This is a genomic window from Rhodococcus sp. MALMAid1271 (genome assembly GCF_049195265.1).
In the GTDB taxonomy this organism is placed as follows: domain Bacteria; phylum Actinomycetota; class Actinomycetes; order Mycobacteriales; family Mycobacteriaceae; genus Rhodococcoides.
On record NZ_JBMIRQ010000090.1, the window covers coordinates 92,626 to 114,546 of the forward strand.

Annotated in this window: 22 protein-coding genes, 1 tRNA gene and 1 pseudogene; 15 read left to right on the forward strand and 9 right to left on the reverse strand. The window is 64.7% G+C overall.

Translation table 11 applies throughout. The features are described 5' to 3' along the window. The first annotated feature begins 149 nt into the window (after window positions 1-149). On the forward strand, window positions 150-1,070 hold the full coding sequence (locus tag ACOQFP_RS13655; RefSeq protein WP_421584616.1) for a sterol desaturase family protein: 921 nt from the start codon (window positions 150-152) through the stop codon (window positions 1,068-1,070). Between the two features lie 116 nt (window positions 1,071-1,186). On the opposite strand, the gene ACOQFP_RS13660 is transcribed toward ACOQFP_RS13655, so the two are convergent. Then, a complete protein-coding gene (locus ACOQFP_RS13660) occupies window positions 1,187-1,936 on the reverse strand; it encodes an IclR family transcriptional regulator (RefSeq protein WP_341244971.1) in 750 nt (249 codons plus the stop codon). A gap of 174 nt (window positions 1,937-2,110) precedes the next feature. Between ACOQFP_RS13660 and ACOQFP_RS13665 the strand changes: the two genes are divergently transcribed. From ACOQFP_RS13665 to ACOQFP_RS13675, 3 genes are read left to right on the forward strand one after another with little or no spacing between them, the layout of a single operon-like run. Continuing rightward, window positions 2,111-3,475, forward strand: a complete 1,365-nt coding sequence (locus tag ACOQFP_RS13665; RefSeq protein ID WP_421584617.1) for an NAD(P)-binding domain-containing protein — start codon at window positions 2,111-2,113, stop codon at window positions 3,473-3,475. Next, window positions 3,475-4,824 carry a TRAP transporter large permease subunit gene (locus ACOQFP_RS13670; RefSeq protein ID WP_341244969.1) on the forward strand — a complete coding sequence of 450 codons (1,350 nt, stop codon included), beginning with the start codon at window positions 3,475-3,477 and terminating at the stop codon, window positions 4,822-4,824. The genes ACOQFP_RS13665 and ACOQFP_RS13670 overlap by 1 nt, the downstream gene beginning before the upstream one ends. Window positions 4,825-4,833: 9 nt before the next feature. Then, window positions 4,834-5,082 carry a hypothetical protein gene (locus tag ACOQFP_RS13675; RefSeq protein ID WP_206491041.1) on the forward strand — a complete coding sequence of 83 codons (249 nt, stop codon included), beginning with the start codon at window positions 4,834-4,836 and terminating at the stop codon, window positions 5,080-5,082. 151 nt (window positions 5,083-5,233) lie between these two features. Here ACOQFP_RS13675 and ACOQFP_RS13680 read toward each other — a convergent pair whose 3' ends face one another. Further along, the gene (locus ACOQFP_RS13680) at window positions 5,234-5,923 is read right to left on the reverse strand and encodes a YceI family protein (RefSeq protein WP_206491043.1); all 690 of its coding nucleotides are present in this window, start codon (window positions 5,921-5,923) and stop codon (window positions 5,234-5,236) included. 108 nt (window positions 5,924-6,031) lie between these two features. Between ACOQFP_RS13680 and ACOQFP_RS13685 the strand changes: the two genes are divergently transcribed. The 3 genes from ACOQFP_RS13685 to ACOQFP_RS13695 are packed head-to-tail and all read left to right on the forward strand — an operon-like array spanning window position 6,032 to window position 8,428. Then, window positions 6,032-7,042, forward strand: coding sequence for a PHP domain-containing protein (locus tag ACOQFP_RS13685; RefSeq protein WP_421584618.1), 1,011 nt, complete (start codon window positions 6,032-6,034; stop codon window positions 7,040-7,042). Further along, a complete protein-coding gene (locus ACOQFP_RS13690; RefSeq protein ID WP_421584619.1) occupies window positions 7,021-7,953 on the forward strand; it encodes an alpha/beta hydrolase family protein in 933 nt (310 codons plus the stop codon). Before ACOQFP_RS13685 ends, ACOQFP_RS13690 begins: the two co-directional genes overlap by 22 nt. A 22-nt stretch (window positions 7,954-7,975) precedes the next feature. Continuing rightward, window positions 7,976-8,428, forward strand: a complete 453-nt coding sequence (locus tag ACOQFP_RS13695) for a hypothetical protein (RefSeq protein ID WP_421584620.1) — start codon at window positions 7,976-7,978, stop codon at window positions 8,426-8,428. A 275-nt stretch (window positions 8,429-8,703) separates the two neighbouring features. Here ACOQFP_RS13695 and ACOQFP_RS13700 read toward each other — a convergent pair. The 3 genes from ACOQFP_RS13700 to ACOQFP_RS13710 form a co-directional block, all read right to left on the reverse strand. Continuing rightward, window positions 8,704-8,794, reverse strand: a tRNA-Ser gene (locus ACOQFP_RS13700). 77 nt (window positions 8,795-8,871) lie between these two features. Further along, on the reverse strand, window positions 8,872-9,327 hold the full coding sequence (locus ACOQFP_RS13705; RefSeq protein ID WP_206491047.1) for a nucleoside deaminase: 456 nt from the start codon (window positions 9,325-9,327) through the stop codon (window positions 8,872-8,874). 3 nt (window positions 9,328-9,330) lie between these two features. Beyond that, window positions 9,331-9,870 carry a tRNA adenosine deaminase-associated protein gene (locus tag ACOQFP_RS13710; protein ID WP_341245170.1) on the reverse strand — a complete coding sequence of 180 codons (540 nt, stop codon included), beginning with the start codon at window positions 9,868-9,870 and terminating at the stop codon, window positions 9,331-9,333. A gap of 56 nt (window positions 9,871-9,926) precedes the next feature. Between ACOQFP_RS13710 and ACOQFP_RS13715 the strand changes: the two genes are divergently transcribed. Continuing rightward, window positions 9,927-10,904, forward strand: coding sequence for a prephenate dehydrogenase (locus ACOQFP_RS13715; RefSeq protein ID WP_206491420.1), 978 nt, complete (start codon window positions 9,927-9,929; stop codon window positions 10,902-10,904). On the opposite strand, the pseudogene ACOQFP_RS13720 reads toward ACOQFP_RS13715, so the two are convergent. Continuing rightward, window positions 10,877-11,392: pseudogene (locus ACOQFP_RS13720) on the reverse strand (putative glycolipid-binding domain-containing protein). The gene ACOQFP_RS13715 and the pseudogene ACOQFP_RS13720 sit on opposite strands and share 28 nt — an antisense overlap. A gap of 188 nt (window positions 11,393-11,580) precedes the next feature. Between ACOQFP_RS13720 and ACOQFP_RS13725 the strand changes: the two are divergent. Further along, the gene (locus tag ACOQFP_RS13725) at window positions 11,581-11,922 is read left to right on the forward strand and encodes a hypothetical protein (RefSeq protein ID WP_206491053.1); all 342 of its coding nucleotides are present in this window, start codon (window positions 11,581-11,583) and stop codon (window positions 11,920-11,922) included. 9 nt (window positions 11,923-11,931) lie between these two features. On the opposite strand, the gene ACOQFP_RS13730 is transcribed toward ACOQFP_RS13725, so the two are convergent. Then, window positions 11,932-13,755, reverse strand: a complete 1,824-nt coding sequence (locus ACOQFP_RS13730) for an ABC transporter ATP-binding protein (protein ID WP_421584621.1) — start codon at window positions 13,753-13,755, stop codon at window positions 11,932-11,934. Further along, the gene (locus ACOQFP_RS13735; protein ID WP_421584622.1) at window positions 13,748-15,541 is read right to left on the reverse strand and encodes an ABC transporter ATP-binding protein; all 1,794 of its coding nucleotides are present in this window, start codon (window positions 15,539-15,541) and stop codon (window positions 13,748-13,750) included. The genes ACOQFP_RS13730 and ACOQFP_RS13735 overlap by 8 nt, the downstream gene beginning before the upstream one ends. Window positions 15,542-15,796: 255 nt before the next feature. Here ACOQFP_RS13735 and ACOQFP_RS13740 point away from each other — a divergent pair, with 255 nt between their 5' ends. The 5 genes from ACOQFP_RS13740 (at window position 15,797) to ACOQFP_RS13760 (ending at window position 19,635) form a co-directional block, all read left to right on the forward strand. Next, window positions 15,797-16,945 carry a DNA cytosine methyltransferase gene (locus tag ACOQFP_RS13740; protein ID WP_421584670.1) on the forward strand — a complete coding sequence of 383 codons (1,149 nt, stop codon included), beginning with the start codon at window positions 15,797-15,799 and terminating at the stop codon, window positions 16,943-16,945. Continuing rightward, window positions 16,942-17,358 (forward strand): very short patch repair endonuclease, encoded by a 417-nt coding sequence (locus ACOQFP_RS13745; protein WP_421584623.1) that lies wholly within the window; start codon window positions 16,942-16,944, stop codon window positions 17,356-17,358. The genes ACOQFP_RS13740 and ACOQFP_RS13745 overlap by 4 nt, the downstream gene beginning before the upstream one ends. A 67-nt stretch (window positions 17,359-17,425) precedes the next feature. Then, window positions 17,426-18,475: a hypothetical protein gene (locus tag ACOQFP_RS13750; protein WP_421584624.1), complete on the forward strand. Its 1,050-nt coding sequence runs from the start codon at window positions 17,426-17,428 to the stop codon at window positions 18,473-18,475. 9 nt (window positions 18,476-18,484) lie between these two features. Then, window positions 18,485-19,174, forward strand: coding sequence for a DUF998 domain-containing protein (locus ACOQFP_RS13755; RefSeq protein WP_421584625.1), 690 nt, complete (start codon window positions 18,485-18,487; stop codon window positions 19,172-19,174). Further along, entirely contained in the window at window positions 19,150-19,635 is a 486-nt protein-coding gene (locus ACOQFP_RS13760) for a GAF domain-containing protein (protein WP_421584626.1), read from the forward strand. Before ACOQFP_RS13755 ends, ACOQFP_RS13760 begins: the two co-directional genes overlap by 25 nt. Here ACOQFP_RS13760 and ACOQFP_RS13765 read toward each other — a convergent pair. After that, on the reverse strand, window positions 19,619-21,280 hold the full coding sequence (locus tag ACOQFP_RS13765; RefSeq protein ID WP_421584627.1) for a dihydroxyacetone kinase family protein: 1,662 nt from the start codon (window positions 21,278-21,280) through the stop codon (window positions 19,619-19,621). The two genes, ACOQFP_RS13760 and ACOQFP_RS13765, sit on opposite strands and share 17 nt — an antisense overlap. Window positions 21,281-21,345: 65 nt before the next feature. Here ACOQFP_RS13765 and ACOQFP_RS13770 point away from each other — a divergent pair, with 65 nt between their 5' ends. After that, complete coding sequence (locus ACOQFP_RS13770) at window positions 21,346-21,900, forward strand: YceI family protein (protein ID WP_421584628.1); 555 nt, start codon at window positions 21,346-21,348, stop codon at window positions 21,898-21,900. Window positions 21,901-21,921 lie beyond the last annotated feature (21 nt).

The following is a 21,921-nucleotide window of genomic DNA, read 5'->3' on the forward strand; positions in this document are numbered from 1 at the left end:
AGCCGTCGATCTCGTGCACAGCAGCCAACACGGAGGCACATGCGGGAAGGTCCGCATCCGAACGACGACGAATCGACACTCAGCGATCCTAGAATCACCAATTTTGCGTTACAGTTCACCTTTACATGTCACGCTTATTCGGGGGTTCGATGAACGAGTGGATCAGTTCGGCTTGGAACGCACTGCCGGAACCGCTGCGTGACCCCGTTGCGTTGGCCATCCCCGCGTTCGCGCTACTGCTGGCGATCGAGTGGATCGCCGCCGCGAAGCTCGAGGACGGCGAACGCGGCAGTTATTCCGCCAGGGATGCGCGCTCGAGCCTGAGCATGGGCCTGGTGTCCATCGCGACCACCACGCTCTGGAAGACGCTCGGACTGGTGGCCTACACGGCCCTCTACGTCTACGTCGCACCGTGGCATCTTCCCGCCGACGCCTGGTACACCTGGGTGATCCTGATCCTGGGCGTCGACCTGTTGTTCTACGGATACCACCGCATCGCACACCGCACCCGGCTGATCTGGGCCACACACCAGTCCCACCATTCGAGCGAGTATTTCAACTTCGCTGCCGCGCTGCGCCAGAAATGGAACAACAGCGGCGAGATCATCATGTGGCTACCGCTCCCCCTGCTGGGGATTCCGCCGTGGATGGTGTTCGTCGGGTTCTCGATCAACCTCGTCTACCAATTCTGGGTGCACACCGAGCGCATCGACAGGCTTCCGCGTGCGTTCGAGTTCGTCTTCAACACGCCTTCGCATCACCGCGTCCATCACGGTCGCGATCCGCAATATCTCGACAAGAACTACGGCGGCATCCTCATCATCTGGGATCGTCTGTTCGGCACTTACGCCGAGGAGGTCGAGCGGCCGAACTACGGACTCACCAAACCCGTCGACACGTTCAACATCTGGACCCTTCAGACACACGAATACCGCAACATCGCACGGGATGTCGCGGCATCGCACTCGTGGAAAGAACGCGTCGGATACCTCCTCGGACCACCCGGATGGACGCCCGCGGCCGGACGAGAACCGGCTACTGCTGGCTCAGATCGACCACAAAGTCCATAGTTCCCGAGGCGACGAGCGTGTCCCCGGGCAAGAGCACCTCCACGGGTGGGTTTCTCATGCCCCGACCTCACTCGAAAGCGTTGGCGCACACGTCGTGAACTCGTCGGCACCGGACGCTACATGTGTTCGCCTATGGATCGAGCCGCAGACATCAGTTGGGGACGAAGGTTCATCATCTGCTCCTCCGAAAGCGTGTCGTCGTGGGCAACGATGTTGATGGCACCGGGGAGGTCTCCGTCGGACGTACGAATCGGGGCAGTGAGGCTGACGGTGCCGAGTTGGCGTTCGGACAGGCTCAGATGATAGCCGTGGTGCCTGATTTCCTGAAGCTCTCGAACCAGCTCGTCGCGGGACTGAGCACGTCCGTCCGCCAAGTCCTCGTTGGAGTCCACGGGTAACAGGCCATCGAGCTCTTCGCTCGACAGGTAGGCCAAGAAGATCTTTCCGCCGCCGCGGGTGAGCTCGAGACGGTGTCCGATCGGGAGCTGATAACGCATCGGGTGCGGCGCTTCGACCCGGCAGGTGAGCACGCGCGTATCGCCCGTGCGTACATAGATCGAGGACGTCAATCCTGTGGTCTCGGTCAGACTTTGCAGGACCGGGAACGATGCAGCGCTCAGCCGGTCTTGGAGAGTGAAAGCGCGTGCCAGCGAGAGCACCGATGGGCCCACGGTATAGCCCGCTTCGGACGCTCTCAGATACCCCCGCTGGACGAGCGTGGCCGCCAACCGTTGCGTAGTCGCCAGATGAAGGCCGGTCTGCCTGGATATCTGGCTCAGTTTCACCGGGCTCCGCACGGTGCTCACGTAGTCGACGATGTCCAACGATCGCTCGACGGTTCTGCCTCGATTGTTGCTTTCCGCCATGAATTGCTCCTCCGTCGCCGTACGCACCTCCCATTGTGCAAGAAACCCTCACCCCGCGAGTCCGACAGTGCGTGGGCAATCACGTGGTTGACATCACAGTGACTCGGAACACTATGATGATCTTCGACACTCACCCAGTGATAGTTCGTTGCATTGAGCGATAGGAGCTCTCAAATGAAGGTTGCAGTTCTCGGACTCGGCGAAGCGGGCAAAATCTTTGCCGAGGGCTTCGCCGGGCAAGGCCATGAGGTCTCGGGGTTCGACCCTGCCGATATCCACATCGACGCAAGCGTCGTTCGATGCACGTCCATCGCGGACGCCGTGACGGGCGCAGAGGTCGTACTGAGTCTGACCACGGCTGCGCATGCCGCGTCGGCAGCGGCCGAAGCGGCTCCTCACCTGCAGAACGACACGGTCTACATCGACCTCAACTCCGGCTCACCCAGACTCAAGGAACAGGTTCGAGACGCGATCTCGGAGCGACCGAATCCAGGTGTGGAGGTCGTCGATGGGGCAGTCATCGGGTCGGTCAGAAGTTTCGGGGAGAAGGTCGAGGTACTGCTGGCCGGGCCTGCGGCCGAGGAGGCCCACCGTCGGTTCACGCTCCTGGGAGGTTCTCCACTGGTGGTCGGTGCAGAGCTCGGAGCAGCATCGCGGCGCAAGCTCCTGCGCAGCGTCTTCATGAAAGGGCTCGGCGGTCTGATCAGTGAGTCCATGGACGCCGCCGACCTGGTGGGTGATCCAGAGTGGATGCAGCAGCAGATCTCCGCGACATTGACCGACGGCACCTCCGGAGTCGACCGGCTGCGATCAGGAACGATGCTCCATGCAGCTCGTCGCGGGAAGGAACTCTCGGACAGCTTGTCGAACCTGCCCGGTGCAGAGTCTGCATGGCCGGTGACAAGCGCGGCTCGGGAGTACCACCTACGCGCAGCCAGGACCGATGCCGAGGACCTGACGAATCGACTCGCGGAAGTTCCGACTGCCGCACTTGGCGATGCCGGTGACCGATTGGGTTTGCTGGATGCGAAAGTCAAGCAGGTCTGGGACAGCCCCCCAGTAGCCGGTCGTGCACTCACTGTGTGGACGAGACCAGGCGACAACGCAGCGGTGCACCGGGCACTCGATGTTGCCCGGCCCGGCGACATTTTGGTGGTGGCCGCGGGCGGCCACATCGAGCGTGCCCTGATGGGTGAGCTCATCGCTGAGCGTGCCATCTCCAAGGGGATTCGTGCGTTCATCACCGACGGTGCGGTTCGCGACGCTACCGAGCTGGCCAAGATCGGTTTCCCTGTGTGGGCCGGCGGCATCTCTCCGGCAGGACCGTACAAGGACGGGCCCGGTCGCACCGAGGTGCCGATCTCCATCGGAGGTGTGGCGTGCATGCCCGGGGACTACGTCGTCGCCGATGCCGATGGTGTGATCGTGGTGCCATCTGCTGAGGTCGAAGCCGTGTTGCGACGAGGTCAGGCCGTGTTGGCCGAGGAAGAGCGACGCCGCGGCGACATTCTTCGAGCACGCAAAGAGGGGAAGTCCTGATGCCCACCGCACTGATCGCCCTGGCGGTTTTCATCACGGTCATCGTGGTGTGGAACGTGGTGGTCAAACGCAACATGGGCGAGGCGATGATCCTCGGATTCCTCTCCACCCTGCCGTTCGCAGGCCTCGACGCACCTGCCGTGGCCGTGGAGTCCATGGTCGACGCAACGGAGTCCGAGGTTCTCTACGCCGCTGCCGGCTTCGTGTTCATGACGTACTTCGTCGAGCGTGTGGGAGTCATCGACAAGCTGGTGAGCATTCTCTCCGGAGCGCTGGGTCGCGTTCGCGGTGGCCCCGCCTTCGTCGACGTCGTCGCCTCTGGATTGATGGGCGCACTCGCCGGGGGATCCAACACGGGCAACGCTGCCGCCTCCGGCTCGATCACCGGACCCTGGATGGTCAGGTCGGGCTGGAAGCAATCCCGAGCAGCCACGGTGATAGCCGGCAACGCGGGCCTGGGTGCGGCGGTTCCGCCGAGCGCCTCCATGATCATCATGATCGGTTTCGCCGGAACCATGGTGACCACAAGTCAGGTCTACGTGGCGCTGCTCGTTGCAGGTCTGTATCAGGTTCTCTGGCGGGTTGCTCTGACCTTGTGGTTCGTCCGCCGCGACGGCGTCCACCGCGAGGCCGACCACGACAGCAACACGTTGCGGGCCGCTCTGGCCACCGGATGGCCTTCGATGTTGATCATTCTCGGGGCCCTGATTCCGATCTTCCTCACCGTCGGTCCGCTGTCGGACGCACTCGTCGCATCCGGAAACTACGGAGAGTCCCTCGATGAGATCTCCCTGATCGTCTGGATCCCGGTGCTGATCATCGCTATCAGCGCCATCGTCGCATGGCGCGAACTACCCCGAACTCTGCGGGGTTGGGCCGAGTTCATGGCCGGCAGCGTCCCGCATTTCTTCACCATCGGGGTCCTGCTGTACTTCGCCATCTCCGCGAGCGAAGTGCTCGATCGGCTGGGTTTGGCGGAGGATGTCGATTCCATCGTGAGCGGGCTGGACATTCCGGTCTGGTTGCTGGTGACGCTCGTGGGAGCCCTGGTGGTCTTGGTGGCCGGACCGTTGTCATCGACCGCAACACTCTCCGCTGTCGGGCAGGTCTCCCTCGTCACCCTGGTCGGGGCTGGTGTCAACCCACTGTTGGCGGTGATCGCGCTGTTGATTTTCGCGTCCACCGAGGGGGCCTCTCCGCCGGCCTCGGGGTCGATCTTCGTTGCCTGCGGTATCACCGGCGCCAAACCCGAGAGCACCTTCGTTCCACTCATCATCTATTACGTCCTGCCCATCACCGCGCTCGGTGTTCTCGTCGCCTTGGGCATCATCCCGATACCGATCACGTAGGAGCTCTGCATGCGCAACACACTGAACAGAACCTTCACCAGCCTGTACGCCGTCGCGATGACCGCCTTCCTGGGGCTGGCGTTCACCCTGGTCCTGGCGCAGATCGCCGGTCTCTTCTTCGCGCGGGGAATGTGGATTGCATCCGCTTCGGATACTCTGCTCCGTCCCGCCATCGTGACCGCCGTCGTCGCAGGTGTGCTCGGCTTCTGCGTCTTCAATTTCCAAGGGAAAACGGTGATCGAAGACGAGGCAGATTGACACCTGCTGCCGATCGATCGCCCCCACCACGGACCACCGCGCCCGTCGGGAGTGTCAACACCTGGACCCTTCATCGCAGTCATGGAGGGTCCAGATGTCGGATACCTACTCGGACCGCCCGGATGGACGCCTGCGTCCGGACGAGAACCGGCTACTGCCGGCTCAGATTCACCAGAAAGTCGATGGTTCCCGACGGATCGACCGTGACGAAACCGAGTGACGGCGGCTCGATCTCGTAGTCGGACCAGGTCGTCGGAATGGAACCCGAGGTGATGAGTGTGTCCCCGGACAAGAGCACCTCCATCTCGACCGACACCGGACGGGTCTGATCCTTGAGAGTCAATGTGCCTTCGGCCGTGACGGTTCCGGTGGTGCCGTCCTTGGGCAGCGAGGACAGGTCGATCGGTGAGTCGATCGAGAAGGTCGCCGTCGGATATGTGGCGGTGTCGAGGATGTTTCCGCGGAACTGACTGTCGCGACGGTCGCTGTCCGTGCTGATCGAGTTCGTCAGAACCACGATCTGTCCGTCGGTCAGGGTGTCGTCGGCGATGGTCACGTTGCCCGCGACCTCGGTCGTCGATCCGACGACCGTCACGTCGGAGCCGTTGAGAAGCTCGTCGACGGTATAGCCCGCGGCCGTGGTGTTGGCGTCGTCGCCAGGGGTGACGATCCATCGTCCGTCGATGGACTCGACCGTTGCCGCTTCGGCACCGGAGGTGGACACCGTCGCCGCGGGGGCGTCGTCGCCTTCGAACGAGGCATAGATCTTGGGGCCGAAGTACAGCCCGAGCGCCACCAGAACGATGACCGTTACGCCTGTTATCCACCATTTCTTACTCATGAGTTTCGATACTAGTTTCAGCTTCAAGCTGGCGCCTGGCAACTCCCTGAGAGTTTTGTCCGTTTCCCGCGTGCACGCCTGTCGGTGTCGCCAGGCACAATGGAACTCATGGATCCGGTGGACGCACTTCGAGAGATCGGATACTGGCTCGAACGCTCTCGCTCGGACACCCACCGCGTCAAGGCATACCGTCGGGCCGCGGATGTCGTCGAATCCCTCAGTGCTACACAACGATCAGAGCACGAGAAGGCAAACAGCTGGGCCTCGTTGCCCGGCATCGGCGCGAAGACCTCACTGATCATCCGCCAAGCGCTCACCCAGGACGTCCCGGACTATCTCAGCGAGCAGCGCCGCGCCGCGGAGCCCATCGGTAACAACGACCTCCGCGCCGCATTGAAGGGTGATCTGCACACGCATTCCAACTGGTCCGACGGCGGCAGCCCGATCGAGGAGATGATGCGCACCGCAGCCAGTCTCGGTCACGAGTACTGCGCGCTGACCGACCATTCCCCGCGCCTGAAAGTCGCGAACGGCCTCACCGCCGAGCGCCTGCGCGCACAACTCGACATCGTCGCCGAACTCAACGAGCAACTGGCACCGTTCCGCATCCTCACCGGCATCGAGGTCGACATCCTCGACGACGGATCGCTCGACCAGGACGAGGGCCTGCTCGCCGAGCTCGATGTGGTGGTGGCAAGCGTGCACTCCAATCTGCGCGCCGACTCCGTGGCGATGACCAAACGCATGGTCACCGCCATCGCCAACCCGCACGTCGACATCCTCGGCCACTGCACCGGACGGCTCGTCGAAGGCGGACGCGGCACCAGACCCGAGTCGACGTTCGACGCACCCGTGGTGTTCGAGGGCTGCCGCCAGTTCGGCACTGCCGTGGAAATCAACGCAAGGCCCGAACGGCAGGATCCGCCCGAACGGCTGATCGACATCGCCCTCGAACGAGACTGCCTGTTCTCCATCGACACCGACGCGCACGCGCCCGGCCAGCTCGACTGGCAGGGGTACGGCTGCGTTCGCGCCGAAGCCCGCGGCGTGCCCGCAGAGCGCGTCATCAACACCTGGTCGCTCGATGAACTGCTCGCATGGACGGCTCACCGCACGTGAACCGTCGCCACTTCCTCTCCGGCCTATTGACGGTCGCGCTGGTGGGCTGCACCTCCACCGACATCGATTCCTCGCCGAGTACCGCCGAAACGTATTCGGCTGCGCTGCAACCAGTATCGGGACCCGTCGGCGATCCAGTCCGGTTGAAGTACGGATTCGAGCCGGACAACATCGGCGACCTCTACCTTCCCGACAACACCGCCGACTCGCTCCCGGTGGTGGTGATGATTCACGGCGGCGGATGGCAGGAAAGCCTCGACCTGTCGTACTTCCAGCAGATGGCAGCGGCCATCGCGAACGAAGGCATCGCCGTGTGGAACGTCGAATACCGACGCGGGCCGAACAACTGGGCCAACACCCTCTCGGACGTCGACGACGCCACCGAGGCCCTGGCCACCGTCGTACAGGACGCAGCAGGCGGGCGGCTCGATCTCGACCGGGTCCACCTCGCGGGGCATTCCGCCGGTGGACAACTCGCGGCATGGGTGGCCGCTCGACACCTCATGCCCGTCGACGCGCCCGGAGCAGAACCGACCATCAAGCCACGCAGTGCCACCATCATGGCCGGTGTCTTCGACATGAAGCGGGCCGCCACCCTCGGTCACGACAAGTTCGTGCCCGCGTTCCTCGGCGGCATGCCGAACGAGGTACCCGGCCGCTACAAGATCGCGTCCCCCATCGAATACCTCCCCCTCGACGTCCCATTGACAGCGCTGCACGGTGACGCCGATCAGACGGTCTCGGTGAACCAGAGCCGGGTCTACGTCGACGCAGCAACCAAGGCGGGCAGCACCGACACCGAACTCGTCGTGTTGCCGGGAGCCGGTCACGGATCGTTCCTCGACCCGAAGAACCTCGCCTGGGCGACAGCGCTGAGCACCATCTCCGGGCGGGCGCAGACTCTGCTCTGACCGAAGGTGGTACACAGTTGCGATGAAACGAAGAATCGCCGCTGGACTGTTCGGACTGATCGTGGCCGTCTCGGCTGCAGGCTGCAGCGAAAGCTCGTCGACCGAGCCACCGTCGACCACTCCTGCCGCTACTTCCACCACGACCTCGGAGGCCACCGCGGCCGAATCCACCACCACGGTCGACGCGCCCGCGCCGGAGGCCGACACTGCGTCACCCGAGGCGCAGGCCACCGAGCCCGCCGCCCCGACCGATCCGACCTCGGGCGTCACCGGCGAAGCGCTCTACCAGCAGACCTGCACCCAGTTTCTGCCGTCGATCGATGCACTCGAACAAACCGGAATGTCCGACCGTGCCACCTCGGTCGAGGGTCTGCGCAACGAAATGACCAACTCACCCAGTTGGAGCTCCGTACCGCCGAGTGATCAGAACGAAATTCTGCGCGGCCTCGATGCCGCCGGCGCGGGGCAGTGCTGAGCATCCGAGTCGCTACGCACGGGGTGTCTCGGTGGCCGCATCTGCGCCCGAGCCCCGACAAACGCGCGCGCGTTCGCCAGGTGCGCGCGAAATAGGCCCGAATCCGACGCGAATCCGCGCGCGTCCAACGAATGCGCGCGCGTTTGCGGCGAACCCGGGACCGGAGCCGGGGCCGAAACCGGGGCCAGGGCCGGACCCCTGGAGCGACGACCGGGAGCCAGCACCGGCACCGGCGCAAAAAAAGCTCCCCACCTGCGTGAGCAGGTGGGGAGCTGTGGCGGTGGCGGAGGGATTTGAACCCTCGGACGGGGATTACCCGTCACACGCTTTCGAGGCGTGCTCCTTAGGCCGCTCGGACACGCCACCGCAGAAGACTGTACCGGAATGAGCGCCTGAGGCTAAATCGCCTGCTCAGGTGCACTATTCACCTGAGAAGAAGCTCGTCAGCGCTGGCGCGCGAAGAATCGAGTGAGCAGCTCCGCGCACTCGGCTTCCAACACTCCACCGCGTACCTGCGGCCGGTGCGTGAGTCTTCGGTCGCGCACGACGTCCCACAGCGAGCCGACGGCTCCGGTCTTGGGTTCCCAGGCCCCGAACACCACGGCCGAGACCCGGGCCAGCACCAACGCTCCCGCGCACATCGTGCAGGGTTCGAGCGTGACGGCCAGAGTGCAGTCTTCGAGTCGCCAGCCGTCACCGTGTACCGCGGCCGCGCGACGCAAGGCGAGCACTTCCGCGTGCGCGGTGGGGTCGCCCGACGCCTCCCGCGCGTTGCAGGCCCGGGCGATCTCACGTCCCGTGCCGTCGAACACGACGGCACCGACGGGTACATCGGCATCCGATGCCTGCGCCGCGGCCGAGAGTGCTGCTCGGATCATGTCGGCGTCGGGCACTGCCATCGGTCAGCGCCGCAGCTTGTTCACCGCTGCGGAGAACTCGTCCTCGAAGCCCAGGCGTTCGGCGATTGCCTGCAGTTGCTCGTCGGGATAGTCGTCGGTTTCGGCGACGATGATGCCCAGGAGGGCCTCGGGTAGCCCGAGATCGGCGAGTAGGGCGAGATCGCCTTCCTCGTAGGGTTCGACGTCGTCGAGTTCGTCGGGGTCGAGGTCGGGGATTTCGATGTTGAGGGCGTCGAGGACGTCCGCGGCAATTTCGTAGTCGACGGCGGCGACCGCGTCGGACAGCAGTAGTCGAGTGCCGGACGGTGCGGGACGCAGGATCACGAAGAATTCCTCGTCCACGTCGAGCAGTCCGAACACTGCCCCCGAGCTGCGGAGTTCACGCAGTTCGGTCTCTGCCGCCGACAGACTGGTCAGGGCGTCGTCGGACAGTGGCGTCACGGTCCACTTGCCGTCCTCTCGGACAACTGCGACGCCGAATCCCTCGAGGTCGTCGTACTCCGATGCGGATGCACGATTGTCTTTCGCGCGCTGTGCGGCCATGCGCGCAACGGTAGTCCGGTTGGGGCCGGTATTCGAAGTCACCTCCCATGGACGCCATGTACCTGTGCCAATCTGGTCGGGTGACTTCTTCGTCTGTGTGCGTTCTCGGTCTCGGATTGATCGGTGGGTCGATTCTGCGGGCAGCCCATCGCGCCGGTCGTCCGGTGTGGGGGTGGAACAGATCGGCCGAGGCGATCGCGGGCGCTGCCGCCGATGGATACGACGTCGGAACCGACCTGGCAGCGGCTCTGAGCAGGGCAGCAGCCGAGGATGCGTTGATCGTGATCGCCGTCCCGATGCCTGCCGTCGACTCGGTTCTGGCTGCTGTCTGCGAGCATGCGCCCGCAGCTGCGCTCACCGATGTCGTCAGCGTCAAGGCCGAGGTGGCTGCTGCGGTCGAAGCGCGCGGATTGCAGGCACGCTACGTCGGCGGGCACCCGATGGCCGGGACCAGCTCCTCGGGTTGGTCGGCCACCGATCCCTCCTTGTTCGTCGACGCGGTGTGGGTGGTGGGAACGGACGCAGGAGTCGACGCCGAGGTGTGGGTCGAGGTGGCGCGGCTCGCCCTCGACTGTGGTTCGGTGGTGGTGCCTGCTGGAAGCGACGAACACGATCGTGCGGTCGCCAGGATCTCGCACCTGCCGCATCTGCTGGCCGAGACCCTCGCGATCGTGGGGGCTGCCGGCGGACCGTTGGCATTGGGCCTGGCTGCGGGCTCGTTCCGGGACGGCACTCGGGTGGCGTCGTCCTCGCCGAATCTGGTCCGCGCGATGACCGAGGGCAATGCGGCCGCGCTACGAACCGCGCTCGACGAGGCGATGGACACGCTGTCGGCGGCCCGCGCGGAACTGGACGAGGCCTCGACGAAAGCACTGGTCGACGCCGGTCACGCCGCTCGCCTGCAGTACGAGCAGCACGAGCGATTCGAGATCGCCGGCATCACCCCGGGCGAGCCGGGGTGGCGGGAGAAGATGCGGGACGCGGGTCGACGCGGTGGCGTCGTGCGTCAGATCCGTTCGGCCAACGCCGGGTAGTCGAGGACGAAACCGTCCGAATCGACCTTCACCGACGCCGTGGAGACCGGCGAGATGACGTAGATGCCGTCGGCACCACTGCTGTAGGTCAGGGTGGCTTCTTGAATGCTCAGGTCGAGCAGATTGACGTATACGGTCGGCACCTCGACGTCCTGGACCTGAGTGTGCAGACCGAATCGGCGGATCGGAAGTGTGTTGAAGAACGGGCTCAGAACCATGTCCACGTCGAGCGCGCCGCTGTAGGTCGAACGTTGATGGCTGCTGCTGTTCTCCACCATCCAGTAGCCCTCGTCGTCTCGGCTGACCGATGCCTACCGGTCGCCGGAGGACAGCGAGGTGCGGACCGAGAGCCGTTTGGTGACGCCGTACTCGTCGGTCACCAGGTCGTAGGAGGCACTGAATGCGGGATGGTCGGCGCACTCGGCACCGATGATGCGTCCGGCTGCCTTGATCCGGTTGCCGGAGAGCTGGACGCGCACGGACTCCATACGAGGAACATCGTGGGCTCGCCACGTCAGGATCGAGGGCCAGGTTTTCGCGTCGGCGGCGTCAGACGCGGGGACGGAGGCATGCTCGGCACCCGATGCTGGAGTGATCACCCACCTACGGTATGCGACAAGCCCCGCCGAAGAACAAGCGGACGTGCCTTTTACCCGCGTTTACTACAGTGATACCCGTGACAACAGAGCACTCGGGCGGCGGGCAGTTCGATTTCGCCCACTCCGAACAGGCCGCGAAGAGTCGACAGGACAAGGCGACGGCTCTGGCGCGCTACGTCTGGGATCGCGGCATCAGCGGCGGCGAGCTCCTCGAACTCACCGACGCCGTCCGCCGAAAACTGGCGCGCGCCGCCGATCTGCACCCACCGAGCACGATGGAAACGTGGACGATCGTGGCCGAGTTGCTCGACCGGAAGTCCGCGTGGGCGGCCGAGCATCCCAGTCACGACGGCGCGACGCCCCGGCACTCCGACGAGAAGATCATGTGGGTCAAGCCGCCCATCACGCCCTGGACCTAGCAGTGAAAATCAGACCAGCGAGTCCTCCCACGCCTGTTGCAGGTGTGCGAAGCGTCCATCCCCCGCGATGAGGTCTTCGGGGGTTCCGTCCTCCACGATGTGACCGTCGGCCATGACGAGCACACGATCGGCAATGGCCACCGTGGAGAGCCGATGCGCGATGATCAGCGCTGTTCGTCCCTGCAGGATCGTCTCCAGTGCGCGTTGCACCAGCCGCTCGCCCGGAATGTCCAGGCTGGAGGTGGCCTCGTCCAGCACGATCACCGACGGCGCGGCGAGGAACACCCGCGCAAAGGCGACCAATTGTCTTTGCCCGGCGGACAATCTGCCACCACGCTTGCGTACGTCGGTATCGATACCGTCCGGCAACGAGGCGATGAACTCGGTCAGTCCGACGGCTTCGGCGGCAGCACGTACCTCCGCATCGGTAGCCGTGGGGCGTCCCAATCGGATGTTGTCTGCCACCGATCCGGAAAACAGGAACGACTCCTGCGTCACCATGACGACGTTGCGACGCAGGTCCTCGTCGCCGATCTCGCGCATATCGATGCCGTCGAGCCGCACTGCACCGTCGGTCGGATCGTAGAAGCGTGCCAACAGCTTCGCCAGCGTCGACTTGCCTGCGCCGGTGGCTCCGACCATCGCTACCACCTGACCTGCCGGCACGTGCAGGGAGAACTCGGGCAGCACGACGCGTTCGGGGCCGTAGGCGAAGTGCACGCCGTCGAACGTGATGTCGCCCTTCGCTGTTCCGATCGGCACCGGGTCTGTCGCGGCCGCAACCGATGGTTCTTCCTCGAGCACGCCGGAGATCTTCTCCAGTGCAGCCGCGGCGGACTGGTAGGCGTTGAACACCATCGCCAGCTCGTCGAGCGGGCCGTAGAACCGCCGTAGATACAGCACGTAGGCCGCCAGCACACCGATATCCATGTGTCCGTTGATCACTCGCCAGCTGCCGAACACGAGGATGATCGCAAGTGTGAGGTTGCCTATCCACCGCACGATTCCGGTGTAGCTGGCCATGCCCCGTAGTGCCGCGGTGGTGGCGTCTCGATACTCCGAATCCTCGGCGCCCAGGATCGCGTCGTTTCGGCCTTCACGGCGGAAGACCTGCACGGCGCGGATTCCGCCCATCGACTCGACGAAATGGACCACCACGCGGGCGATCGCCACCCGTGTTCGACGGTATCCCTGGCGTTGACGCCGCTGGGACCAGCGGGTGACGAGCACCAGCGGGACGAAGCCGGCCAGCACGATCAACGCCATCGGCACATCGAGATACACCAGGATGATCGCAATCGACACCATCGACAGGATGGCCGTCAGGGCGTCGTTGAGCGCACTCTCGAGCAGAGTCTGTAGAGATTCGACGTCGCTGGTCAGTCGGGAGATCAACCGTCCCGAGGTGTAGTTCTCGTGGAACGACAGGCTGAGCTTCTGGGCGTGGTCGAACACCCGCCCCCGAAGGTCGTAGAGAATGTTCTGGCTCAGCCGACCGGACACGGTGAGAAATGCGTAGGTGGTGAACATCCCGAGCAGACCGAAGCCGGTGTAGCCGCCCACCGCCCACAGCAGGGGACCCCAATCTCCCTGTCCCGCAGCACCGACGCCGTTGTCCAACGCATAGGCGATGAACAGCGGGCCGGCGACATAGGTGATGTTGTCGACCATAATGATCAGCAACGACAGCAGCGCCTGCTTCTTGTACGGGCGCACCAGCGAGGCCAGCAAGCGACGAGATCGGCCTGCCAGCACCAGGTTTCCGGTTGCGTCGACATCGGAGTCCTCGCCGCCGACACCGCGCCAATCCTCGATGGAGGTCTGCTCACTCATGAACCGACCCCATCACCTCGCGGTACCGCGGCGACGACGCCAGCAGACCCTCGTGCGTTCCTTGCTCCACGATCGTTCCGTTCTCGAGATACAGCACACGGTCGGCCAACGCAGCGGTCGACGGCCGGTGTGCCACCAGCACTGTCGTCGAATGCGCCAGTACGCGCCGCAACTGCTTCTGCACTCGTGCTTCGGTGTCCACGTCGAGCGCGGACAGCGGGTCGTCGAGTACCAACACCCGCGGCTTGCCCAGCACTGCCCGCGCCAAGGCGAGGCGCTGCCGTTGACCACCGGACAGGCTCATACCCTGCTCGCCGATACGGGTGGCCAGTCCCCACGGCAACTGCTCGACGAAATCCGTTGCGTGCGCGATCTCCAACGCCTCGGCCACCTCGGCATCGGATGCGCCGGGGGAACCGAGCGCGATGTTCTCGCGCGCACTGGCGGAGAACAACACCGGATCCTCGAAGGCGACCGAAACAATGGACCGCAAGTCGGCCAACCGCATCGAGGCCACATCGATGCCGTCGATCGAGATGGTGCCCTCGGTGGCGTCGAACAATCGGGGTACGAGGTTGGTCAGCGCAGTCTTTCCACTACCGGTCTTGCCGACGAGGGCGACGGTCTCCCCCGGTTCGACGACGAAGCTGACACCGGTGAGCAGCGGCGCGGACGCGTCGGGAAAGGTGAATCCGACGCGATCGAAGTGCACTCGGCCACGAATGGTCTCGGGCAATTCGACGGGATTTTCCGGATCGGTCACTGTCTCCGGGGTATCGATGATCTCCCAGTACCGATCCGCCGCCGTGCGTGCGTTGTTCAGCTCGGCCAGCAGGTAGCCGAACGATTCGATCGGCCACAGCAGAAATGTGACGATGGCGATGGCCGCGACGAGTGTGCCGACCGACATGGTGCCCTGCACGATCGAGTAGGTTCCTACCGCCAGGATCGCGCCGATGGTCACCGGTTGCAGTCCGACGATCACGGTCCAGATGATCGCAAGGTAGCGAACCTTTTTCAGCTCGGTGCCGCGCAGGGTGCGGGCCTGACGAAGAAACTGTGTGCCCAGATGCGCACTTCGTCCGAAGGCTTTCAACACTCGAATGCCTTGGATGGACTCCTCGACCGTGGTCGTCACATCACCTGCCTGATCCTGGGCGTCACGAGCCACGACGCGATAGAGCGTCTCGAACTTGGTGCAGGCGATCACCAGCGGCACCGATGTCACCAGCATGATCAGTCCCAATTGCCAGGACTGGACGAGCAGTACACCGATCCCCACGACGAGTGTCACGGTGTTGATGATGATGAACGGGCCGATGAACGCCATGAACCGGCGCAGCGAACCGAGATCGGCGATGGCACGCGAGAGCAGCTGGCCCGACTCCCAACTTTCGTGAGCCGATACCGACAGTCGCTGCAACTTGTCGAATACTGTTGCGCGCGCTGATATCTCGAACTGACTCGACGGCCTGGACACCAAATACCTGCGCACCCAGATACCGGCCGCATCGATGGTGCCCAACAGCAGGATCAGCATGGCGGGCCACCAGACCGCAGCGAAATTCCGGTCGGTGATGGGGCCGTCGATGACGCGCTGCATCACCAGCGGAATGACCAGACCGGTCAGGGTCGCGATGAGCGAGACCACGATGGAACCGATGTAGAACAATTTGTATGGGGCCAGGAACGGAGCGAATCGCTGCAGTGATGTGGGCGGGCGCACCATTTTCGGGTTCGGCTGATCAGCAGATCGGACTTCGGGATCTAGCACACCCGTGGACACGTGTTGTTCTCCTTTTGCTGTGCCCGGATGATTTCATTACACAGGCTCAGTTTCCAACCGATTTTCGGTCCCGCGCATTCCAGTGTGAAACCTCGAGCATGGTCGAGGTCAAGGCCGACCGCGGTGAGTGCCCACACATGGGTGCCCGCGTTCGGAAGCCCTTGTGCGAACGGCAGCAGTGGACGCCGAGGGCACCGACTCTCGAGTACCGTGAGACCGTCGAGCAAGGGAAGGGCACACGTGAGCGCACGGTCGATGGTCGGGTTGTTCGCCGGGATCGGCGGGCTCGAGCTGGGGTTGGCCAAGGCGGGTTGGTCGACCGAGCTGCTGTGCGAGATCGATCCGGGAGCGCAACGGGTCCTCACCGCGCGCATGCCGAACGTGCCGCTGCACACCGATGTCAGCACTCTGCGCAGCCTGCCCGCGGGCACGGAACTGGTCGCAGCGGGTTTTCCCTGCCAGGACCTCTCCCAGGCCGGACGCACCGCTGGCATCACCGGTGCCCGATCCGGTCTGGTCGACGAGGTGTTCCGACTGGTCACCCGCAGGCGGGGTCCGCGCTGGCTGTTGATGGAGAACGTGCCGTTCATGTTGCAGCTCGGCCGCGGAGCGGCCATGCGGCACATCACCGACGCGCTCGAGGACCTCGGTTACATGTGGGCCTACCGCGTCGTCGACGCCCGTGCGTTCGGGTTGCCACAGCGGCGACAGCGCGTGGTGATGTTGGCCTCGCGCACCGACGATCCCCGCGAGGTGTTGTTCTCGCAGGACGCAGGCCCACTGCCCGATGGCGATCCGACAACGCAACCGTGCGGGTTCTACTGGACCGAGGGCATCCGAGGTCTCGGCTGGGCCGTCAACGCGATACCCACCCTCAAGGGTGGATCCTCGCTCGGCATCGCCAGTCCCCCGGCCGTGCGCTTGCCCTCGGGTGAGATCGTCACCCCCGGCATCGTCGGGGCCGAGCGCCTGCAGGGATTCGATCCGGACTGGACGCTCCCCGCTCTGCAGCAACCCGGCGTACGCGCCGGGCACCGCTGGAAACTCGTCGGCAACGCCGTCAGCGTGCGGATGGCGTCGTGGGCCGCGCGAGCGCTGGACGACCCGCAGCCCTACGACGACTCGAAAGACGTGGCCTTGATTCCTGGTCAAGCATGGCCCACCGCAGCCTGGGGTCGTGACCGCTGCAGTTTCCGGGTCCCGGTCTCGACCATGCCGGTGCACGAACCCGCCGAGAATCTGGTCGATTTCCTGGACGACTCGGCGCTGCTCTCGGCACGCGCAACGGCAGGGTTTCTCAAGCGTGCTCGAGCAGGCAATCTGCGTTTTGTGCCCGGATTCCTCGATGACCTCGACGCCCACCTCGAGCGCATGGGTGGGTACGCGGAGCGGGTATCGGTGTGAGCGCAGATCGCCCCGTCACCGACGCCGAGACCAGCGCTCGGCTCAGTAAGCAGAAACGCCGCGACACCAAGCCCGAAGTGGCGCTGCGACAAGCACTGCACCGGCGTGGTCTGCGATATTTCGTCGACCGCGCTCCGGTGAAGGGCATGAGGCGTCGAGCAGATCTGGTGTTCCCCCGGCGCAAAATTGCGGTCTACGTCGACGGCTGCTTCTGGCACAGTTGCCCCGTCCACGCCACGAAGCCCCGCAACAACGCGCAGTGGTGGGCCGAGAAATTGGCTGCCAATGTCGCCCGCGATCGCGACACGGACCGGCGATTGATCGACGCGGGTTGGCGGGTGATTCGGATCTGGGAACATGAGGATCCCGCCGTCGCCGCGGGCCGAGTCGTCGACGAACTCGCTGCCGAGTGAAACCGAGAGCAACCCCCCGCGCGTCCAACCCGATGATCGGTCGATTCGAGTGGGGGGACACAAGACGATGGGCAGAAGATGGCGACTTACGGCGATGGCGCTGACGGTGGCGGTATCGGCGAGCGGCTGCGCGGCGGTAGTGCTCGGCACTGCGTCACCCGCCGTCGGTTCGTCCCCGACCACATCGAACAGGTACGGGTTCGAGATGTCCGAGACGGACCGATATCTGGCCGACTCCGCGGACTTCGTGCGCAGTCTCGATCCCTGCGGCTTTCTGGTCGAGGCTGATCTCGCTGCCCTCGGCACGGTGGTGCAACTGCGCCCCGACGGCTACCTGAGCTCGTGCTCCGCCAGCCTGACCACCCCGAAATCGAGCGCAACCGACTCCGTCACGATCGATCTGAACACACATCGGCCACCGTCCGAGGACCCGGACGCCGGACAGACGACGATCGGAGGCGTCGAGGCGTACCTCGACGACTCCAAGCAAGGGGCGTGCGGTATCAGCTTTGCGCTCCGCGAGAAATTCGACGGAGCCACGACGGCGACCATGGACGGTTTCCTCGCCGCGTCCGGTCGTAGCTACGCCTCGATCGAGGTCTCCCGCCGGGTGGGGGATGCATGCGCCGCAGCGAGGTCCATCGCCGAGACCGCTCTCGGTCTACTGGACGATCCACCACTGCGCGCCGATTCCAAGTACAACATTGCGCTGGCCTCGAAGGACTTGTGCGCCGTGCTCGAGCACTTGCCCGCAACCTGGACGGTGGACCGGTGGAGACCAGGGTCGGATCCGTACCGTTGCCATTTCATGGCGTCGTCGTCGACGTTCGAGGACAACCTGGCGATGCTCCACATCGAGCTCGGCTACGTCGACAGCGACGCACGTTCGGCGGGCCGCGTGCCCGTCCGGCAGGGCGGCTACACCGTGGAGACACGCGGCTCGGATTCGACGTGCTTCGCGGACATCGTGCTGGGAAACCCCGTGCTCGGCTTGCCCGACAAGGACGACATCGCTGCGCGCTATGCCCGCACGGTTCCCACGCTGTCCGTCCTGACCGACGACTGCGACTCGGCGGTGGTGCTGGCGGTGTCCGCTGCCGATCTACTCACTGGCTAGCCTTGGTCGGTGCGCGCGAAAACCGACGGTGTGGATGTCCGCCGAGTGCTGACGGCGGTGTCTGTGATCCTCGCCGGACTGCTGTACTCCGCGTGGGTGGCCGAATTCTTCCTCGATACCGGGCTCGACCCGACCCGATCGTTCCTCAGCGAACTCGACGCCCGCGATCAGCCGTACCGCGAACTGTTCTCCACCGCGGACGTCGTGACGGGTTCACTGATGATTGTCGCCGCGGTCCTCGGCTTTCTCTCCACCCCGCGTCGACGGCTTCTCGTCACCGGCTGGGTGGCGTCGGGCATCTTCGGTGCCTCCACCATCGCCGACGCGAAACTCCCCATCGACTGCGTCGCGGCCGATGATCCGAGCTGCCCTATCGAACCGAGCGGGCTGTTTCCTCAATTGCATCACCTGCACGCCCTCACCAGCACTATCGCGGTGTTCGCCATCTTCACCGTCATGATCGCGTTCACGCTCGCCGCGTTCCGGTACCGGATCTATCCTCTGCTTCACACCCTCGGCATCGCTGTCCTGGTGGTGACAACGCTGGCGACGGCGTGGCTGATGATCGCGGACAATCTCCCCGGCGAGTACAGCCTCGGCATCGCTCAACGCGTTCAGGTGGGCGGGATGTCGGCGTACCTGGTGGTGCTGGGATGTGCGCTTAGACTCGGCGCATGGCCTTCACCGCGACCGAACTGACCGGATCCAAGGTAGAGCAGTACCGCCAGCTCACCGAGCAGGCCCGCGGCCTGGTGTTCGAGGAGTCCGATCTCGTCGCCAATGCCGCCAATCTGTCCGCGTTGGTGTATCACGCTCTGCCCGAGGTCAATTGGGTCGGCTTCTACCTGTACGACGGCACCGAGCTCGTGGTCGGGCCGTTTCAGGGCCAGCCTGCGTGCGTCCGCATCGCCCTGAGCGCAGGGGTCTGCGGCGCGGCCGCCACCACCGGTGAGACCCAACGCGTCGCCGATGTGCACGACTTCCCCGGCCACATCGCCTGCGATGCCAGCACCCGCTCCGAGGTGGTCGTACCGCTGTACCAGGGCGAGAGGTTGATCGGGGTGTTCGACCTCGACAGCCCCGTGACGGATCGCTTCGACGCCGAGGATCAGGCCGGCCTCGAAGCGATCGCCGCGGTCTTCGTCAACTCGCTCGGCTAGCCGCACCTGCTGCGGCCTCGAAGAACCAGGCCATCACCAGGGCCCCCGGGTCCACGACGCCTCGCGCGGCCTCACCGACGTAGCTGGCTCGGCCACGGTTGGCGGTGATGTCCTTCGTCGATTCGGCTCCGGTCTTCGCCGCATCTGCTGCTGACTGCAGGGTGCCGCCGTCCTTTTCGAGCGCATCGACGGCCGGGGCGATGGCGTCGACCATCGTCTTGTCGCCGACGCGAGCACCGCCGAGTTCGGTGATGCTGTCCATTCCGGCGCGCGCTGCTGCAGCGATGGCCGCGGTATCGGGTTCGGCGTCGAGGAATGCACGATAGAACTGCCGGAACCAGATGCCGAACAGAGCCCCGGACGTACCGCCCGAGTGGCCGAGGTATGCCTCGCTGACGGCCTCGAATACTGTTGCTGCCGAATAGCTTTCTTTCAACGAATCCAGATCGAGCTGCCCGAGAGCGGCCACCATGTTGGTTCCGAAGTCGCCGTCGCCTGCCTTCCGGTCCAGTTCGGTCAGGGCAGGTTCTTCGTCGAGTACCCGCTGCGCCCAGGTCCCGATCCACTCCGAGACGAAGGCCGATCTGTCGCCGGTATCGGCCGGGGTGTACGTCGGCCCGAAGCCTCCCCGCTCGCCTACCGGCTTCGCTCCGCGGCTCGATGCATTGGGCCAACCGGGCGCATCGGTGGGCGCATCCCAGAGTTCGAGCATCTCCTCGTCTGCGCGCACGAGCGTGATCGAGGCTCCGCCCATGTTCAGCGCGGTAACGAAACTGCCGACGAGCGACCGGGTGATCTCGATCCCTTTGCCCGAGAGATATTCCGACAACTCACCGAACAGCAGGTGCAGCTCGAGCGGATGAGTTGCGCCGAGTCCGTTGACGACGGCGATCACCGACTCACCCGAGCTCAACCCGAGCGAGTCGACGATGGGCTCGGCGAGCTTCGCGACGATCTCCTGGGCAGGCAGCTCGGCCACACGGTCGGTACCGCGCTCGCCATGGATCCCGATACCCAGTTCGATTTCGTCCGAGGGCAATTCGAACGACGGACCGTCCGCACCCGGCAGGGTCGGCGGGTTCAGTGCGACGGCCATGCTGCGCGCGTTCTCCGCGGTTCGACGCCCGAGTGCTACCACCGCTTTCAGATCGTCGCCGCGTTCTGCTGCTGCGCCACAGACCTTTTCGACGACGATGGTGGCCGCTGTTCCGCGTCGACCCGGGCCGTCCTCGCTCTCGCTCGCGACGTCGTCATCGACGAGAATCACATCGGCGACAATGCCGTCCTCCTCCAACAATTCTCGGGCGATTCGGAAGTTCATCACGTCGCCGGTGTAGTTCTTCACGATGTGCACCACGCCGCCGCCGGAGTCCACCGCCTTGGATGCCTCGTGCACCTGAAGCGCATTGGGCGAGGTGAACACCAGACCGGGGCATGCTCCGGTGAGCATGCCGCTCCCGATGAAGCCCGCGTGCATCGGCTCGTGACCCGATCCACCGCCGGACAGCAGGGCGACCTGACCGTCGGAGATGCGATAGCGGCGAGTGAGGAACCCTGGGTCGGCATGCCAGGCGATGTCGTCGGTGGCGGCGACGAAGCCGCGCAGTGCGTCGGCGACGAATGTTCGAGGGGAATTGGAGAACATGCCTCCACAGTAATGCCCTGCTGCGCGTTCCTCCGTCGGTTCTGCCTGACCGATACAGTCGGGATATGAGTACCGAATCCTGGACGCTCGACGCAGCGGACGGCGGACAGCTGGCCGTTCGGACCGATGTCGTGGGAAAGGCATCCAGAATGGGGCATCGGCTCACGATTGCGGTGACCTCCTGGACTGCCACCGTCGAGTGGTCCGGGGACGCACCGACCACGGTCGCGTTGACCGCCGAGGTGGCCTCGCTCGATGTGGTGCACGGCGAGGGCGGACTGACGCCCCTACTCGGCCCCGAGAAGGTCGTGGCGAAAGCCAACGCGCTCAAAAGCTTCGACGCAGATCGCTATCCGAGAATTCAGTTCCGTTCGGAGGAGATCACTGCCGTGGACTCCGGGTTTCGGCTGGCAGGCACGGTGGAGATTCACGGGGTTTCCAGGCAGGTCGCCGTGGATGTCACCGTCGCCGATCACGGCGATCGGTGGCACATCCGGTCCGAAACTGCTGTGCGTCAATCGGACTACGAGATCACTCCGTACTCGCAGATGTTCGGGGCCATGAAGGTGGCGGACGAGGTGATCGTGACATTCGATGCCGAATATCGAGTGCGGCCCTGAGCCTTTCCAATTTTCCTGCCA

Bases quoted from the DNA above. Each gene is read 5' to 3' on its own strand.
- ACOQFP_RS13695 (WP_421584620.1), top strand. From the start codon at position 7,976: ATGAAACGAAGAATCGCCGCTGGACTGTTCGGACTGATCGTGGCCGTC.
- ACOQFP_RS13680 (WP_206491043.1), bottom strand. From the start codon at position 5,923: ATGAGTAAGAAATGGTGGATAACAGGCGTAACGGTCATCGTTCTGGTG.
- ACOQFP_RS13765 (WP_421584627.1), bottom strand. From the start codon at position 21,280: ATGTTCTCCAATTCCCCTCGAACATTCGTCGCCGACGCACTGCGCGGC.
- ACOQFP_RS13730 (WP_421584621.1), bottom strand. From the start codon at position 13,755: ATGAGTGAGCAGACCTCCATCGAGGATTGGCGCGGTGTCGGCGGCGAG.
- ACOQFP_RS13715 (WP_206491420.1), top strand. From the start codon at position 9,927: ATGTACCTGTGCCAATCTGGTCGGGTGACTTCTTCGTCTGTGTGCGTT.
- ACOQFP_RS13665 (WP_421584617.1), top strand. From the start codon at position 2,111: ATGAAGGTTGCAGTTCTCGGACTCGGCGAAGCGGGCAAAATCTTTGCC.
- ACOQFP_RS13740 (WP_421584670.1), top strand. From the start codon at position 15,797: ATGGTCGGGTTGTTCGCCGGGATCGGCGGGCTCGAGCTGGGGTTGGCC.
- ACOQFP_RS13760 (WP_421584626.1), top strand. From the start codon at position 19,150: ATGGCCTTCACCGCGACCGAACTGACCGGATCCAAGGTAGAGCAGTAC.
- ACOQFP_RS13770 (WP_421584628.1), top strand. From the start codon at position 21,346: ATGAGTACCGAATCCTGGACGCTCGACGCAGCGGACGGCGGACAGCTG.
- ACOQFP_RS13675 (WP_206491041.1), top strand. From the start codon at position 4,834: ATGCGCAACACACTGAACAGAACCTTCACCAGCCTGTACGCCGTCGCG.
- ACOQFP_RS13655 (WP_421584616.1), top strand. From the start codon at position 150: ATGAACGAGTGGATCAGTTCGGCTTGGAACGCACTGCCGGAACCGCTG.
- ACOQFP_RS13690 (WP_421584619.1), top strand. From the start codon at position 7,021: ATGGACGGCTCACCGCACGTGAACCGTCGCCACTTCCTCTCCGGCCTA.
- ACOQFP_RS13710 (WP_341245170.1), bottom strand. From the start codon at position 9,870: ATGGCCGCACAGCGCGCGAAAGACAATCGTGCATCCGCATCGGAGTAC.
- ACOQFP_RS13660 (WP_341244971.1), bottom strand. From the start codon at position 1,936: ATGGCGGAAAGCAACAATCGAGGCAGAACCGTCGAGCGATCGTTGGAC.
- ACOQFP_RS13705 (WP_206491047.1), bottom strand. From the start codon at position 9,327: ATGGCAGTGCCCGACGCCGACATGATCCGAGCAGCACTCTCGGCCGCG.
- ACOQFP_RS13670 (WP_341244969.1), top strand. From the start codon at position 3,475: ATGCCCACCGCACTGATCGCCCTGGCGGTTTTCATCACGGTCATCGTG.
- ACOQFP_RS13685 (WP_421584618.1), top strand. From the start codon at position 6,032: ATGGATCCGGTGGACGCACTTCGAGAGATCGGATACTGGCTCGAACGC.
- ACOQFP_RS13750 (WP_421584624.1), top strand. From the start codon at position 17,426: ATGGGCAGAAGATGGCGACTTACGGCGATGGCGCTGACGGTGGCGGTA.